The 14,433-nt window shown below is 64.5% G+C and carries 12 protein-coding genes; 5 read left to right on the top strand and 7 right to left on the bottom strand.

Features of this window, described 5'->3' with window-relative positions:
• The first annotated feature begins 12 nt into the window (after nt 1-12).
• Nucleotides 13-1,317: a TAXI family TRAP transporter solute-binding subunit gene (locus CCC_RS18135; RefSeq protein WP_009870927.1), complete on the top strand. Its 1,305-nt coding sequence runs from the start codon at nt 13-15 to the stop codon at nt 1,315-1,317.
• Here CCC_RS18135 and CCC_RS18130 read toward each other — a convergent pair.
• Together CCC_RS18130 and CCC_RS18125 are read right to left on the bottom strand one after the other, a co-directional pair.
• Nucleotides 1,302-1,823: a dihydrofolate reductase family protein gene (locus CCC_RS18130; protein WP_009870928.1), complete on the bottom strand. Its 522-nt coding sequence runs from the start codon at nt 1,821-1,823 to the stop codon at nt 1,302-1,304. The genes CCC_RS18135 and CCC_RS18130 overlap by 16 nt on opposite strands.
• A gap of 3 nt (nt 1,824-1,826) precedes the next feature.
• Complete coding sequence (locus tag CCC_RS18125; protein WP_009870929.1) at nt 1,827-3,602, bottom strand: HD family phosphohydrolase; 1,776 nt, start codon at nt 3,600-3,602, stop codon at nt 1,827-1,829.
• Nucleotides 3,603-3,785: 183 nt separating this feature from the next.
• On the opposite strand from CCC_RS18125, the gene CCC_RS18120 reads away from it, so the two are divergent.
• Both CCC_RS18120 and CCC_RS18115 read left to right on the top strand, forming a co-directional pair.
• Nucleotides 3,786-5,300 (top strand): UbiD family decarboxylase, encoded by a 1,515-nt coding sequence (locus CCC_RS18120; protein WP_009870930.1) that lies wholly within the window; start codon nt 3,786-3,788, stop codon nt 5,298-5,300.
• A 94-nt stretch (nt 5,301-5,394) separates the two neighbouring features.
• The gene (locus tag CCC_RS18115; RefSeq protein WP_009870931.1) at nt 5,395-5,859 is read left to right on the top strand and encodes a TNT domain-containing protein; all 465 of its coding nucleotides are present in this window, start codon (nt 5,395-5,397) and stop codon (nt 5,857-5,859) included.
• Nucleotides 5,860-5,866: 7 nt separating this feature from the next.
• Here the strand turns inward: CCC_RS18115 and CCC_RS18110 are convergent, their stop codons facing one another.
• Both CCC_RS18110 and CCC_RS18105 read right to left on the bottom strand, forming a co-directional pair.
• Entirely contained in the window at nt 5,867-6,304 is a 438-nt protein-coding gene (locus CCC_RS18110) for a nucleoside deaminase (protein ID WP_009870932.1), read from the bottom strand.
• A complete protein-coding gene (locus CCC_RS18105) occupies nt 6,304-7,080 on the bottom strand; it encodes an FCD domain-containing protein (protein ID WP_009870933.1) in 777 nt (258 codons plus the stop codon). Before CCC_RS18105 ends, CCC_RS18110 begins: the two co-directional genes overlap by 1 nt.
• A gap of 147 nt (nt 7,081-7,227) precedes the next feature.
• On the opposite strand from CCC_RS18105, the gene CCC_RS18100 reads away from it, so the two are divergent.
• Nucleotides 7,228-10,692 (top strand): pyruvate carboxylase, encoded by a 3,465-nt coding sequence (locus CCC_RS18100; RefSeq protein WP_009870934.1) that lies wholly within the window; start codon nt 7,228-7,230, stop codon nt 10,690-10,692.
• A 76-nt stretch (nt 10,693-10,768) separates the two neighbouring features.
• Complete coding sequence (locus CCC_RS18095) at nt 10,769-12,244, top strand: glycosyltransferase family 39 protein (RefSeq protein ID WP_052473307.1); 1,476 nt, start codon at nt 10,769-10,771, stop codon at nt 12,242-12,244.
• On the opposite strand, the gene truA is transcribed toward CCC_RS18095, so the two are convergent.
• The 3 genes from truA to def are packed head-to-tail and all read right to left on the bottom strand — an operon-like array spanning nt 12,201 to nt 14,397.
• Nucleotides 12,201-12,971 carry a tRNA pseudouridine(38-40) synthase TruA gene (gene truA / locus CCC_RS18090; protein WP_009870936.1) on the bottom strand — a complete coding sequence of 257 codons (771 nt, stop codon included), beginning with the start codon at nt 12,969-12,971 and terminating at the stop codon, nt 12,201-12,203. The two genes, CCC_RS18095 and truA, sit on opposite strands and share 44 nt — an antisense overlap.
• Complete coding sequence (gene fmt, locus CCC_RS18085; RefSeq protein WP_009870937.1) at nt 12,971-13,888, bottom strand: methionyl-tRNA formyltransferase; 918 nt, start codon at nt 13,886-13,888, stop codon at nt 12,971-12,973. Before fmt ends, truA begins: the two co-directional genes overlap by 1 nt.
• Entirely contained in the window at nt 13,885-14,397 is a 513-nt protein-coding gene (def, locus tag CCC_RS18080) for a peptide deformylase (RefSeq protein ID WP_009870938.1), read from the bottom strand. Before def ends, fmt begins: the two co-directional genes overlap by 4 nt.
• Nucleotides 14,398-14,433 lie beyond the last annotated feature (36 nt).

Raw genomic sequence — 14,433 nt, 5'->3', positions numbered from 1 at the left:
GGGGCAGGCTTCATGCGCAACCGCACCAAGATTCTGCTTCTCGCCCTGCTGACCCTGGCCCTGACCGGTCTGGTGGTGGGAATGGCGGGTTATTGGTACTACAAGCCCGCCACCGTCACCATCGCCGTGGGGCCGGAAAGCTCGCCCGAACACCGCTTCGCCCGCAAGCTGGCGGAGCTTCTGGCCAATAACCGCGCCTCCATCCGTCTGCGACTGCTGACCACCGAGGCGGCGTCGCTGAATCTGTCGCGCTTCGCCCAGCATGAGGCCGATCTGGTGATCTTGCGCACCGACGAGCGCCGCATTCCATCCAGCGCCAGGGCCCTGGCCGTTCTGGAAGAAGAAGTGGTGCTGCTGATCACCCCTCCCAAGAGCAAGTTCAAATCCCTGGCCGATATGGAGCGCCGACGCACCGTGGTGGTGGGGCGAGACGGCCGCAACGAGGCCTTCGTCCGCCGCCTGTTGGAGCAGTACAAGCACGATCCCAAGCTCATCGACATCCGCACCGTGCCGCCCGGCGTGCCCCTGGCCCAGCTGCTTGGCCCTGGCGGCAGCGCGGATCTGGCGGTGGTTGTCGAGCCGCTGTCGCGCCTGTCCGGCGCCGAAGATTTCCAGGATCTGGCCCTGACCCTGAAGGGCTTCACCGTCCACACCATCGCCGATTCCAAGGCGCTGGAGCGCAAGCTGCCGGGCCTTTACGCCGAGACCATCGAAGCGGGACTGCTGGTGGGTTCGCCACGCATTCCCGAGGAGGAACTGGAGACCGTGGCGTTGCAGCGCATCCTGGTCGCCCGCGCCAAGATGCCAGAAACCCAGGTGGTGGATCTGATGAGCGCCCTGTTCGAGAACGGCCGGCAACTGGCCATCGAACAGAATTTCGCCACCCGCATCGAACCGCCCTCCACCGAAAAGGGGGCCCTGATCGCCATCCATCCCGGCGCCGACCAGTATGTGGCCAGCGAGGTGAAGACCTTCTTCGACCGCTATTCCGATCTGCTTTATGTGGGCCTGTCGGCTGCCGGTATTCTGGGCTCGGGCGCGGCGGCCCTTTACGGCACGGTGTTTCGCCGTGCCCCCATCCATGCCGGACGCCGCGCAAAGACCCTGATGGAGTTGCGCGACCGGGCCCGCACCGCCCGCGGCAAGGAGGATCTGGACGCGGTGGAGACGGAGTTGGACGCGGTTCTCGACGAGGTGCTGATCGGCCTGGCCGACGGCACCATCTCGTCACGCGGCCTGGACGCCTTCCGGCTGGCCTATGACGGGGCGCGCGAGGCGCTCAACCTGGCGCGAGGGTGGAATTACCCCACCACATAGCTGAGGCGGACCACGCCGTTGATATAGGTCTTGGCGCCCAGCAAGGTCATGCGGCCGCAACGGTCGGTGGGCTCGAACAGCTTGCGCCCCCGGCCCAGCAGAACCGGCATGACGAACAGGTCGAAATGGTCGATGGCGCCGAGATCGAGGAAGGCGCGCAGAGCCTTGGCGCCGCCCGCCACCCAGACATCCCCGGCGGTCGAGGTCTTCAAATCGGCCACCAATTGGGCCAGATCGCCCAACCAGGGCTCCACATTGTCGGGAGCCGTCTCCATGGAACGCGAGGTCACCACGATGCAGCGCTTGTCGCCATGGGGCCAACGACCCATGGCGCGCAGATGCTCGTAGGTGGTGCGCCCCATCACCACCGTGCCGATATGTTCCATGAAACCGTCAAAGCCGTAATCGACCGAATCGAAGGGCTTCATCCAGGCGATGGAGCCATCCGCATCAGCGATATAACCGTCCAGGCTGGCCGAAATATAGGCGCGAAATCCCGCAGCCATCCCCTACTGCGCCGCCTTGGGCAGATAGACCGAGATGTCCACCGCATCGACCTGATCGGGGCGCAGATACTTCTCGGCATAGTCCTTCCAGACGCCCGAGGTCAGGAACAGTTCCCACAAATCCCGGTCGATATGCTGGTCCTTGACCATGAAGGACATGATCTTGAGGGATTCCGACAGGGTCTTGGGCTTTTTGTAAGGGCGGTCGGCGGCGGTCAGGGCCTCGAAGATATCGGCCACCGCCATCATGCGGGCGGGCAGAGACATTTCGTCGCGCTTCAAGCCCTTGGGATAGCCGGTCCCATCCATCTTCTCGTGATGGCCGCCAGCCCATTCGGCGACGCGCGACAAATTCTTGGGGAAGGGCAGGGCCTTCAGCATGAAGATGGTCTGGACGATGTGGTCGTTGATCTTGAACCGGTCCTCGGCGGTCAGCGTGCCGCGTCCGATGGCCAGATTATAAAGCTCGCCCAGATTGTAGCGGTGTTCCAGGGGCTTCATCTTGAAGCCCTCGGCATCATAGCGCGCGGTGTCCACGTTGATCTCGTGGGGGATCACATGCCAGTCCTTGTCGGCCAGCAACTTTTCCACCACCGGCGGCTTGGGCTCGTCGCCCGAGCGGCGGCGGGTCTCGTCCAGGGACAGGCCCAGCGTGTCGTCCAGGGTGCGGACCCAGGTGCGACCGGCGATGGCTTTCAGCCGTTCGACCTTGTCGGGCGCCATGAATTCGCCGCCCACATTGCTCTCGGCCACGAAGGCGAAATCGGAATCCAACTGGGCGAGTTCCTCGTCCATGCGGGCCTTGAGGACTTCGGCCTTTTCCTCGCCTGCGACGAGGCCTTCCAGATAGGTGATCACGGCGTCGCGCTTGGCCACCTCGAACCGCATGCGCACTTCGTGGATACGGTTATAGATGGTCTCCAGCTTGGTGGCCTTATCGACGATGTATTCCGGCGTGGTGACCTTGCCGCAATCGTGCAGGCCGCCCGCCACTTCCAGTTCGTACCACTCATCCTCGGTCAGGCTGAAATCGGCGAAGGGACCCTCGGTCTGCTCGCAGGCCGCCTGGGCCAGCATGAAGGTGACGGCGGGGACCCGATGACAGTGGCCGCCGGTATAGGGGCTCTTGGCGTCGATGGAGCCCGCGATCACCTGAATGAAGCTCTTGAACAGGTTCTTCTGGGCTTCGATCAGGCGCTGATTGTCCAGGGCCACCGCCGCCTGGGAGGCCAGGGCCTCGATCAGCGGCGTGATGTCGGGACCAAAGGAAACAATGCGGTTGCGGCCGTCACGGGCGTTGATCAGCTGAATGACGCCGATCACCTCGCCCTCGTAATTCTTCAACGGCACGGTGAGGAAGGACTTGGAACGGTAGCCGGTCTTGGTGTCGAAGGCCTTGGTGCCGCTGAAGTCGTATTTGTCCACGTCATAGGCGTCGACGATATTGACCGTCTGGGCGGTCAGGGCGCAGGAACTGGACACGTTCTTGTGATTGGGATGGCCCTGGTCGTCGTGCAGGCGCAACGGCGGAAACGGTATGGGCTTGCCCGTGGTGCCGCCCATGGCGATGTTCAGGGTATCGTTCAGCATGATCTCGAAGCGCAGGCCGTCCTTGGCCTCGGTCATCAGGTAGAGCGTGCCGCCATCGGCGTTGCACATGCCCTTGGCGCCCTGAAGAATCTTCTCCATCAGCCGGTTGTGATTTCGCTCGGCCGAGAGCGCGATTCCAAGCTCGATCAGCGTCCGGTAGCGTTCTTCTTTCTTCTGAACCGAAGCCATAAGCCGTCATCCCCTTTCGGGACCGTCACGCGCCAACCCTACGCCGAAAACGATCCTGACCTGAAGTCAGGTGCCTATATTACAAAAGATCACAAGTACGATCGAATCTAATCTGGAATATCTCGGCCTTGACGGCAAGCCGGGTTCGTACTCCCCTGTCGGGCGTCATCACGGAGAGCGGCCATGCCCTATGAATCCCTGCGCGACTTCATCGCCCGCCTGGAAAAGGCGGGGCGGCTGAAACGGGTCAGCGCGCCGGTCTCGCCCCATCTCGAGATGACCGAGATCCAGACCCGCCTTCTGGCCGAGAATGGACCGGCGGTTCTGTTCGAGAATGTGGTGCGCCCCGACGGCTCGAAATATTCCATGCCGGTCCTGGTCAACCTGTTCGGCACGGTGGAACGCGTCGCCTGGGGCATGGACCGCGAACCCTCCCAGTTGCGCGAGGTGGGCGAGACCCTGGCCTTCCTGAAACAGCCCGAGCCGCCCGGCGGTTGGCGCGAAGCGCTGGACATGCTGCCGCTGGCACGGACCGTGATGGCCATGCGGCCCAAGACGGTGAGCAGTGCGCCTTGCCAGCAGGTGGTGCTGAAGGGCGATGACATCGACCTGTCCCAGCTTCCCATCCAAGGCTGCTGGCCGGGCGAGCCCGCGCCGCTGATCACCTGGCCGCTGGTGGTGACCCAAGGACCCAATCCCGAGGGCGACAAGCGCGACAATTTCAACCTGGGCATCTACCGCATGCAGGTGACGGGGCGGAACACCACCTTGATGCGCTGGCTGAAGCATCGAGGCGGCGCCCAGCACTTCCAGCGCTGGGGCAAGGAAAAGCGCGAACCCATGCCAGCGGCCGTGGTCATCGGTGCCGATCCCGGCACCATCATCGCCGCCGTGACCCCGGTGCCCGAGACCTTGAGCGAATACCAGTTCGCCGGTCTGCTGCGCGGCAAGAAGCTGGAATTGGTCGATTGCAAGACGGTGCCGCTCAAGGTCCCCGCCGAGGCCGAGATCGTCCTGGAAGGCCATGTCATGCTGGACGAGCACGGCCCCGAAGGCCCCTATGGCGATCACACCGGCTATTACAATTCGGTGGAGGAGTTTCCGGTCTTTCGCATCTCGGCCATCACCATGCGCCGTGACCCCATCTATCTGTCCACCTTCACAGGCCGCCCACCGGACGAGCCCAGCGTGCTGGGCGAGGCCCTGAACGAGGTGTTCATCCCGCTTTTAGCGCAGCAATTCCCCGAAATCGTCGATTTCTGGCTGCCGCCCGAGGGGTGTTCGTACCGAATTGCGGTGGTATCCATCAAGAAAGCCTATCCGGGCCATGCCAAGCGGGTGATGTTCGGCATCTGGAGCTTCTTGAAGCAGTTCATGTACACCAAATTCGTCATCGTGGTCGATGATGACATCGATGCCCGTAACTGGAAGGACGTGATGTGGGCCATCTCGACCCGCATGGACCCGGCCCGCGACATCACCGTGGTGGAGGGCACCCCCATCGACTATCTCGACTTCGCCAGCCCGGAAAGCGGCCTGGGCGGCAAGCTGGGTCTGGACGCCACCAACAAATGGCCGCCGGAAACCCACCGCGAATGGGGCGAGAAGATCAAGATGAGCGAGGAGGTGGTGGACTCGGTCACCAAACGCTGGGCCGAATACGGCCTGCCAGGATCGGGCAAGCCCATCTGGCGGTGAGAGGTTTTCGTGCCAATTGCGTATTGGATGCAATTGCATGATATGTTTCGCTATTTGATTAACGATGCCAGGATCAATTGGGGGAGATGGTTTCATGCGCCGCGCTTCGATTCTGGCGGTGTTCGCCGCTTTTTTCATGCTGGCTGGCCAGGCCTTCGCCGATTGCACTGCGCCTGATATCCGTTCCGACATCGCGGCGCAGTGGAAGGACGGCAGCGGCAATCTGCGCTGGCCGCCCAATGACGGGGCGGCGGGCGCCATCACCCCGGTGGTGTTGACGCCCGGCATGGTCATCGACCGCTATGGCTGCGAGTGGGGAAATTTCTTCAGCCCCAGAGGCGCCGCCTTCGCGGCCCGCGCCCTGCCCTATGTCTGCGCCACGTCGCCCTATTTCACCTATCGCGTTGTCCGGCCAGTGGTGGCCTGGACCGCCAAGGCCGCGCCGTGGTTCGACCAGAAAGGCGGCGCCACCCAGTTCCAAACCGATGCCAGCGTGTCCCAGCTTCTGGCCGATGGCGTGATCGAAACGGTGGCCGCCGAGCGGCCCGCCTGCGGGTAGTAAAGCCTTAGCGCCGCTCTGCGAAGAACACCCGCAGCAGTTCGGCGCTCCGGCGCTCCTCCAGCCCGCCATAGACTTCGGGCCGATGGTGGCAGGTGGCATGGTCGAAGACTTTTGATCCGTGTTCCACGCCGCCGCTCTTGGGGTCATAGGCGCCGAAATAAAGGCGGCGGATACGGGCCAGCGAAATGGCCGCCGCACACATGGGGCAAGGCTCCAAGGTGACGTAGAGGTCGCAATCCTCCAACCGCTTGTCGCCCAACACCGTCGCGGCGCGGATGGCCAGCATCTCGGCATGCGCCGTGGGATCGCCCAGTTCCTCCACCCGGTTGCCCGCCCGCGCGATGATCCGGCCATCCTGGACGACCACCGCGCCCACCGGCACTTCGCCCCGCGCGCCGGCCGCCTCGGCCTCGGCCAGAGCCTGGGCCATGAAGGCCGACATCAGCGCTTGGCCGCAACCAGATCGCTGCGCGCGATGCGGCGCAAGCTGACTTCCAGCCTGGCATCGGCCTTGGAGATTTCCATCAGGGCGTCGCGGGTGAAGTCGATATGAGCCTCGGCGGCGGCCTTGGCGGCATCGGGGTCACCGGCCATCACCGTCTGATAGACGGCGCGGTGCTGTTCCAGCAGCAATTCGCGCACGCCCTGACGCTGATACAGCTTGGCGCGGTTATAAAACACGTCCTTGCGCAGCATGTCCGATAGCGAGCGCATGATGTGCAGCATCACCAGATTGTGGGACGCCTCGTAGACCGCCAGATGGAAATCGGCATCCGCATCGGCCTCGTCGCTGGAATCGTCTTGGCCGTGGGCCGCCTCCATCTTCTCGAAGCATTCGCGGATCAGATCGCGGTCCACATCGGTGCCGCGCAGCGCCGCGAAATAGGCGGCCGAACCCTCGACGAAACGGCGGAATTCCAGATAGTCGAAGGTGGTCTCGGGCCGGGACGCCAGGGCGGAATACAAAGGCTCGGTGAACCCCTCGCCCAGCAGAGGGGCGACGAAGGTGGCCCCGCCACGGCCCGACTTCAGCAGGCCCCGCTTCTCCAGCTTCTCCAACGCCTCACGCAAGGATGGGCGCGACACGTCGAAGCGCAGCGCCAACTCACGCTCGGCCAGCAGGCGCTCGCCCGGCTTCAGGCTGCCCTCCAGGATCAATTGCTCCAGATGATCCGCGATGGTGTCCGCCAGTTTGGCGGGGCGTATGGGTTCGGTCATGGCATGCCCTCGATCTTCCTGCCCTGTCTAGCCACCCTTCCGGGTCGTGTAAAGAAGCCTGTGATGCATGGTAGCGTGACGGAGGCTGTTTACAACAGTGGTAAAAAGTTTTATCCACCGATCAGACGCCGATAAAAAGGATGACCCATGATTCCCTCCGCCCCTGGCAAGCCCCCTTTCGCCAAGCTTCTGGTCGCCAATCGCGGCGAGATCGCCATCCGCATCTGCCGCGCCGCCACCGAGCTGGGGCTGGGCACCGTGGCGGTCTATTCCACCGAGGACCGTTTTGCCCTGCACCGCTTCAAGGCCGATGAGAGCTATCTGATCGGCAAGGGAAGCGGGCCCATCGAGGCCTATTTGTCCATCGAGGAGATGATCCGGGTCGGTCTCGAGGCGGGCTGCGATGCCGTGCATCCGGGCTACGGCTTCCTGTCCGAGAATCCCGATTTCGCCGATGCGGTGCGCGCCGCGGGCATGGTCTTTGTCGGCCCCTCGTCGGACGTCATGCGTCTGCTGGGCAACAAGGTGGCTGCCCGCGCCCTGGCGGAGAAGGCCGGGGTGCCGGTGATGCCCGCCACCGGACCACTGCCCGCCGATCTGGCCGAGTGCAAGCGGCTGGCGGCTGCTGTGGGCTATCCCCTGATGCTCAAGGCCAGTTGGGGCGGTGGCGGGCGCGGCATGCGGGTGATCGAAGCCGAAAACGAGCTGGAGGAATTGCTGGCGGTGGCGCGGCGCGAAGCCAAGGCCGCTTTCGGCAATGACGAGGTCTATCTGGAAAAGCTGGTGCGCCGGGCGCGCCATGTGGAGGTGCAGATCCTGGGCGATTCCCAGGGCAATCTGGTTCATCTCTATGAACGCGACTGCTCGGTCCAGCGCCGCAATCAGAAGGTCGTCGAACGCGCGCCCGCCCCCTATCTCGGCGGCCAGCAGCGGCTTGAACTGTGCGAGACGGCGGTGCGTCTGGCCCGCGCGGCCCATTACGAGAATGCTGGCACCGTCGAATTCCTGATGGATATGGAGACCGGCTCCTTCTATTTCATCGAGGTCAATCCCCGCGTCCAGGTGGAGCACACGGTGACCGAGGTGGTCACCGGCATCGACATCGTCAAGGCGCAGATCAGGATCGCGGGCGGCGCGCCCATCGGCGCGCCCGGCTCCGACGTGCCCAAGCAGTCCGATATTCCGCTGAACGGCCACGCCATCCAGTGCCGCATCACCACCGAGGACCCGTCCAACAATTTCATTCCCGATTACGGTCGTATCACCGCCTATCGCGGCGCCGCCGGTTTCGGCATCCGCCTGGACGGCGGCACCGCATTCTCCGGCGCTCTGATCACGCGGCATTACGATTCCCTGCTGGAAAAGGTCACCGCCTGGGCCCCCACCCCGGAAGAGGCCATCTCGCGCATGGACCGTGCGCTGCGCGAATTCCGCATTCGGGGCGTGGCCACCAATCTCACCTTCCTGGAAGCGGTGATCGAGCATCCCAAATTCGTGGGCTGCGCCTATACCACCCGCTTCATCGACGAGACGCCGGAACTGTTCGCCCGCCAGGACCGCCGCGACCGCGCCACCAAGGTTCTGTCTTTCGTGGGCGACGTCATGGTCAACGGCAATTCGGATGTGGCCGGGCTGAAGCGTCCGCTCATCGGCCACCGGCCCGATCTACCGCCCGTCCCCGTGGGCGAACCGCCCGCAGGGACCAAGCAATTGCTGGATCGGCTCGGCGCGGATGGCCTGGCCAAGTGGATGCGCGAGCAAAAGCGGGTGCTGATCACCGACACCACCATGCGCGACGCCCACCAGTCGCTGTTCGCCACCCGCATGCGCAGCTACGACATGCTGGCGGCGGCACCGGCCTATGCCCGCCTGTTGCCCGGCCTGTTCTCCATGGAATGCTGGGGCGGCGCCACCTTCGACGTAGCCATGCGCTTTCTGAGAGAAGACCCCTGGGAGCGTCTGAAGGCTTTGCGCGCCGCCATGCCCAATCTGCTGCTGCAGATGCTGCTGCGTTCGGCCAATGCGGTGGGCTACACCAATTATCCCGACAATGTGGTCAAGCAGTTCGTGGCCCAGGCCGCCGCCAATGGCGTCGATGTCTTCCGGGTCTTCGACTCGCTCAACTGGGTCGGCAACATGCATGTGGCCATGGACGCGGTGAGGGAAAGCGGCAAGGTCTGCGAGGCGGCCATCTGCTATACCGGCGACATCTTCGATGCCGCCCGGCCCAAATACGATCTCAAATACTATGTCTCCATGGCGCGTGAGCTGGAGAAGGCGGGCGCCCATATCCTGGGGATCAAGGACATGGCGGGCCTCGCCCGTCCGCGCGCCATCGCCGCCCTGGTCAGCGCCTTGAAACAGGAAGTGGGTCTGCCCATCCATTTCCACACCCACGACACATCGGGCCTGTCGGCGGCCAGCGTGCTGGCGGCGGTGGATGCCGGGGTGGATGCGGTGGATGCGGCCATGGATTCCTTGAGTGGATTGACCAGTCAGCCGCCTTTGGGCTCCATCTGCGCCGCGCTTTCGGGCCATGAGCGCGATCCCGGCCTGGACCAGCCCACCCTGAACGCCATATCGCGTTACTGGGAAGGGGTCCGCGCCCTTTACGCCCCCTTCGAGGCCGATATCCGCTCGGGCACCGCCGAGGTCTATCTCCACGAAATGCCGGGCGGCCAGTACACCAATCTGCGCGCCCAGGCGCGGTCGCTGGGCGTCGAGCAGCACTGGGACTGGGTGTCACAGGCCTATGCCGACGTGAATAAGATGTTCGGCGACGTGGTCAAGGTGACGCCCACCAGCAAGGTGGTGGGCGACATGGCCCTGATGATGGTGACCAGCAATCTGTCGCCCGCCGACGTGCTTGATCCGGACAAGGAGATCGCCTTCCCCGAATCGGTGGTGTCGTTCTTCAAGGGTGATCTGGGCCAGCCCACCGGCGGCTTCCCCGAAGCGCTGCAAAAGAAGGTTTTGGGTGCGGCCAAGCCCATCACCGTGCGGCCCGGCGCGGTCCTGCCGCCCGCCGATCTGGCCGCCCTGCGCGAGGAGGCGGAGAAGAAGACCGGGCGCAAGCTGTCCGAAGCCGAACTGGCCTCCTATCTGATGTATCCCAAGGTGTTCACCGACTTCGCCGCCCATCTGCGGCAATATGGCGACGTCGAGCGGCTTCCCACCGAGGTGTTCTTCTGGGGCATGCAGCCGGGCCAGGAAATCAGCATCGACCTGGAAAAGGGCAAGAGCCTGATCGTGCGCTATCTGGCCACGGCGGAAGCCGAGGAAGACGGCTCGCGCAAGGTGTTCTTCGAACTGAACGGCCAACCGCGCACCGTGCGCGTCTTTGACCGCAAGGTGGCACCCGCCAGGGCGGCTAGGCCCAAGGCCGAAGCGGGCAATGCCGATCATGTGGGCGCGCCCATGCCCGGTCTGGTGGTTTCCGTCGCCGTCCATGCCGGACAGATAGTGGAAAAGGGCGACCTGCTGGTCTCCATCGAAGCCATGAAGATGGAAACGGCGGTCCGCGCCGAAAGGGCCGGAACCATCGCCTCGGTCGCCGTAACCCCAGGTGTCCAGGTTGAAGCAAAAGATCTACTGGTGGTTATGGCGGGATAATATCTCTCTTGCGCCCCCCCCGTTTCGTGGCACCCCCGCTCCCGAGGGCGAATCCGTTGGGAGCGGGGGAGCGGTTTTGCAAGGACACAGATTTCTGACGGGTGCCGCGCGGCGGCCCTACCGGCTGACCGTTTTGGCCCTGACGGGCCTGGCGGTGCTATTGCTCGTCTATCCCCTGGTCCGCATGTTCTGGGATTTCGAGATCGACAATACCGAGGGCTGGAATGCCTTCCTGCAATTGCGCGCCATTGCTGGACTGCCCATCTACGACACCGGTTCGCCCTATTTCTTCAATAACTATCCGCCGCTTTCCTTCTATCTGGTCGGCGCGCTGTCCAAGCTGGTGGGCGATGTCAATCTGGCGGGGCGCCTGGTGTCCTTTGCCGCCACCCTTTCCCTGTGCGGATCGGTCGCCGCCATCGTGCGGTCCAGTGGCGGCTCGCGTCTGGATTCCCTGTTTGCCGCCACCACTTGCGCCCTGTTTTTTGCCTGCCTGCTGACCGACCATATCGGCAAGAACAATCCCCAGATGCTGGCCCACGCCCTGGTGACCGGCGGCTTTGCCGTCCATCTCAGGGAGGGGCCCGCGGTCCGGCGGGCGGCGCTTTCCGCCCTGCTATTCGCCGCGGGCATTCTGGTCAAGCATAGTCTGGTTCCCCTGCTGCTGGTGGTGTCCTTCGATGTCCTGCGGCGCGGCCCCCATCCAGCGCGCATCGCCTTTTTCGGCACGGGAACCGCCATCGCCGCCCTGGCGGGCGGGTTGCTGTGGTGGCTGGCCGGGCCGGTCTTCTTCCAGCAATTGCTGGCGTCGCGCATCTGGGACATCACGCGGGCCTTCTTGTTCACGGTGGAGATCATGGGCCAGTTCCAGGCTCCGCTGGCGCTGGTGGGCCTCGGTCTGGTGGTGGCGCGGCGGACCCGCCCGGCAGCGCTGGTTCTGGCCTATCTGTTGCTGTCCCTGGCGGTCGGCGCCTTCTTCCTTGGCGGCTCGGGAACCGATCTCAACGTCTTCTTCGACGTGTTCATTGCCTTATCCATCGGAGCCGGGTTGCTGATCCATCTGGCCCCCTTTCCCCGGCTGTTGCCTGTCCTGGCCCTGACCGTCAATGCTGGCGTGATGTTCTATGCCCCCGCCGCGCTGGGCCGCATGGGCGTGGAATTGCTGGGCGAACTGGCGGGGCGCCAGACGATGTTCCATGACGACGTGGCCTATCTGCGCGCCATCGAAGGCAAGGCCCTGTGCCAGTCGCACCTGCTGTGTCTTAGGGCAGGCAAGCCCGCCTTCTACGACCCCATCAATATGCTCCAAGCCATGGCCATGGGCCGTCTGCCCGCCGATACGCTGACCGGCATGCTGCGCCGTCACGAGATCGCCGTGGTCGAACTGGTGGACCCGCCCAAGCATATGGAAGACGACAACCCCGGCGCCCTGGTCCCCCCCGCCCGCTGGCAGGATTTCCAAGACGAGGTCTTTCCGGTGCTGCTGCAGGAATACGAGTTGGACCGGGTCAGCCTGTCGGGCCGCTTCTACCGGCCGAAAAAGGGTAGCTGACTCCGGTCAGGCAAAGCCCGGCGGCGGGGGCGGTCGGGCCGCCCTTGGTGCGGTCGCAAGCCGCCAGCGCGCGGGCCATGTCGTCGGGGCTCCATTTTCCCTCGCCCACCAGCTTCAGCGTGCCGACCATGTTGCGCACTTGATGGTGCAGGAAGGAGCGCGCCTCGGCGATGATGCGAATCTCTTCGCCCACGCGCGTCACGTCCAGCACGTCCAGGGTCTTCATGGGGCTTTTCGCCTGGCATTCCGAGGCGCGGAAGGTGGTGAAGTCGTGATGGCCCAGCAGCCGCCGCGCCCCTTCGGCCATGGCCTCGGCGTCCAGCGATACCGGCACCCACCAGGCGCGGTGCTGGTCAAGGGCCAAAGGCGCGCGGCGGTTGACGATGCGGTAGAGATAGCTGCGCCCCACCGCCGAGAAGCGGGCATGGAAGTCGTCGCCGACCAGTTCGGCGGCCACCACCGCCACCGGCTTGGGCTTCATGTGGTAGTTCAGCGCGTCGCGCACCGTATCGGCGGGATAATCCCTGGGCAGATCCACATGAGCCACCTGCCCGGTGGCGTGCACCCCGGCATCGGTGCGCCCGGCCGCGTTGATGGTGCAAGGAGAGCCGGTCAGCTTCTCTACCGCCTGTTCCAGCACGCCCTGAACCGAGAGGCCCTTGTCCTGGCGCTGCCAGCCGTTGAAGGGGGTGCCGTCATATTCGACGAGAAGCCGATAGCGGGGCATCAGCCCAGCACCGTGCCCTTGGGGATGGCATGGCCGCGCAGCATTTCGCCAGTGGTCATGACGCCCTTGCCCGCCCGCTGGACCTTGAGCGGGCGTAGCGCGAACTTGCCGCAGGCCACGGTCATCTGATCGTCAAGCACGGTGCCAGGCTGACCCGAACCGGGCAGGACCGCCGCTTCCCAAACCTTGATGCGTTCGCCCGCCATTTCGAACCATACGCCGGGCCAGGGATTGAGCGCCCGGACCTTGCGGTCGAGTTCCACGGCGGATTGGCGCCAATCCAGCAGCCCCTCCTCCTTGGCCAGCTTGTGGGCATAGGTGACGCCCTCGGCGGGCTGGGGCGTGGCGGTCACAACCTCGTCGTCCGCCAGCCTGCCCAGCACCTCGGCCATCATGCGCGCCCCCATGGCGGCCAGCATGTCGTGCAGCCAGGGCGCCGTGGTATCGGGCGCCAGGACGATGCTTTCACGGGCCAGCATGGCGCCGGTATCCAGTCCGGCATCCATCTGCATGATGGTGATTCCCGTCTCGGCATCCCCGGCCAGGATGGCCCGCTGGATGGGAGCGGCGCCCCGCCAGCGCGGCAACAGCGAGGCATGGACGTTGAGACAGCCCAATCGCGGCGCGTCGAGAACCGCCTGGGGCAGGATCAGGCCATAGGCGGCGACCACGGCGATATCGGCATCCAGGGCGGCGAACTCGGCTTGAGCCTCCGGCGATTTCAGGCTTTTCGGGGTGCGCACGGCAATGCCCCGCTCATGGGCGAAGGCATGGACCGGGGTCAATTGTTCCTTGTGGCCGCGCCCGGCGGGCCGCGGCGGCTGGGAATAGACGCAAACCACCTGATGCCCGGCCTCGATCAGGGAGCCGAGAATGGGGACCGAAAAGTCCGGCGTCCCCATGAACACCAGTTTCATTCCGCTTCCTTCCGGGCCTTGAGCAGCTTGCGCAGGATCATGTTGCGCTTGAGCGACGACAGGTGGTCGATGAACAGAACGCCGTCCAGATGGTCCATCTCGTGCTGGACCACGGTGGCCAGCAGGCCCTCGGCGAGGAGTTCCTGTTTGGCGCCGGTCTCGTCGAGATAGCGGACCTTGACCGAGGCGGGACGCACCACGTTGGAATAATGCTCGGGCACCGACAGGCAACCCTCCTCGTAGGTGTTGTCTTCGTCCGACGCCCAGATGATCTCGGGATTGACCATGCGGATGGGGGCGCGGTCCTCTTCCTTGCGGCCGATATCCATGACGATCACCCGTTCCAGCACCCCGATCTGCGGGGCGGCGAGTCCGATACCGGGCGCGTGGTACATGGTTTCCAGCATGTCGGCCAGCAGGGCGCGGATGCGGTCGTCCACGGCGGCGACGGGCTTGGACTTGGATTTGAGCACCGGATCGGGCGCGGTGAGGATGGGCAGCACGGCCATGACGGAACCTTCGACGAAAATCTCGTCCGTCCGACA

The sequence above is a fragment of the Paramagnetospirillum magnetotacticum MS-1 genome (genome assembly GCF_000829825.1).
Lineage (GTDB): Bacteria > Pseudomonadota > Alphaproteobacteria > Rhodospirillales > Magnetospirillaceae > Phaeospirillum > Phaeospirillum magnetotacticum.
The sequence above is the reverse complement of the archived record's forward strand: the minus strand, read 5'-3'. Positions and strand labels throughout refer to the sequence as shown.

Excerpts from the sequence above, each read along its gene's own strand:
- CCC_RS18135 (WP_009870927.1), top strand. The coding sequence starts at position 13 with ATGCGCAACCGCACCAAGATTCTGCTTCTCGCCCTGCTGACCCTGGCC.
- CCC_RS18130 (WP_009870928.1), bottom strand. The coding sequence starts at position 1,823 with ATGGCTGCGGGATTTCGCGCCTATATTTCGGCCAGCCTGGACGGTTAT.
- CCC_RS18125 (WP_009870929.1), bottom strand. The coding sequence starts at position 3,602 with ATGGCTTCGGTTCAGAAGAAAGAAGAACGCTACCGGACGCTGATCGAG.
- CCC_RS18120 (WP_009870930.1), top strand. The coding sequence starts at position 3,786 with ATGCCCTATGAATCCCTGCGCGACTTCATCGCCCGCCTGGAAAAGGCG.
- CCC_RS18115 (WP_009870931.1), top strand. The coding sequence starts at position 5,395 with ATGCGCCGCGCTTCGATTCTGGCGGTGTTCGCCGCTTTTTTCATGCTG.
- CCC_RS18110 (WP_009870932.1), bottom strand. The coding sequence starts at position 6,304 with ATGTCGGCCTTCATGGCCCAGGCTCTGGCCGAGGCCGAGGCGGCCGGC.
- CCC_RS18105 (WP_009870933.1), bottom strand. The coding sequence starts at position 7,080 with ATGACCGAACCCATACGCCCCGCCAAACTGGCGGACACCATCGCGGAT.
- CCC_RS18100 (WP_009870934.1), top strand. The coding sequence starts at position 7,228 with ATGATTCCCTCCGCCCCTGGCAAGCCCCCTTTCGCCAAGCTTCTGGTC.
- truA (WP_009870936.1), bottom strand. The coding sequence starts at position 12,971 with ATGCCCCGCTATCGGCTTCTCGTCGAATATGACGGCACCCCCTTCAAC.
- fmt (WP_009870937.1), bottom strand. The coding sequence starts at position 13,888 with ATGAAACTGGTGTTCATGGGGACGCCGGACTTTTCGGTCCCCATTCTC.
- def (WP_009870938.1), bottom strand. The coding sequence starts at position 14,397 with ATGGCCGTGCTGCCCATCCTCACCGCGCCCGATCCGGTGCTCAAATCC.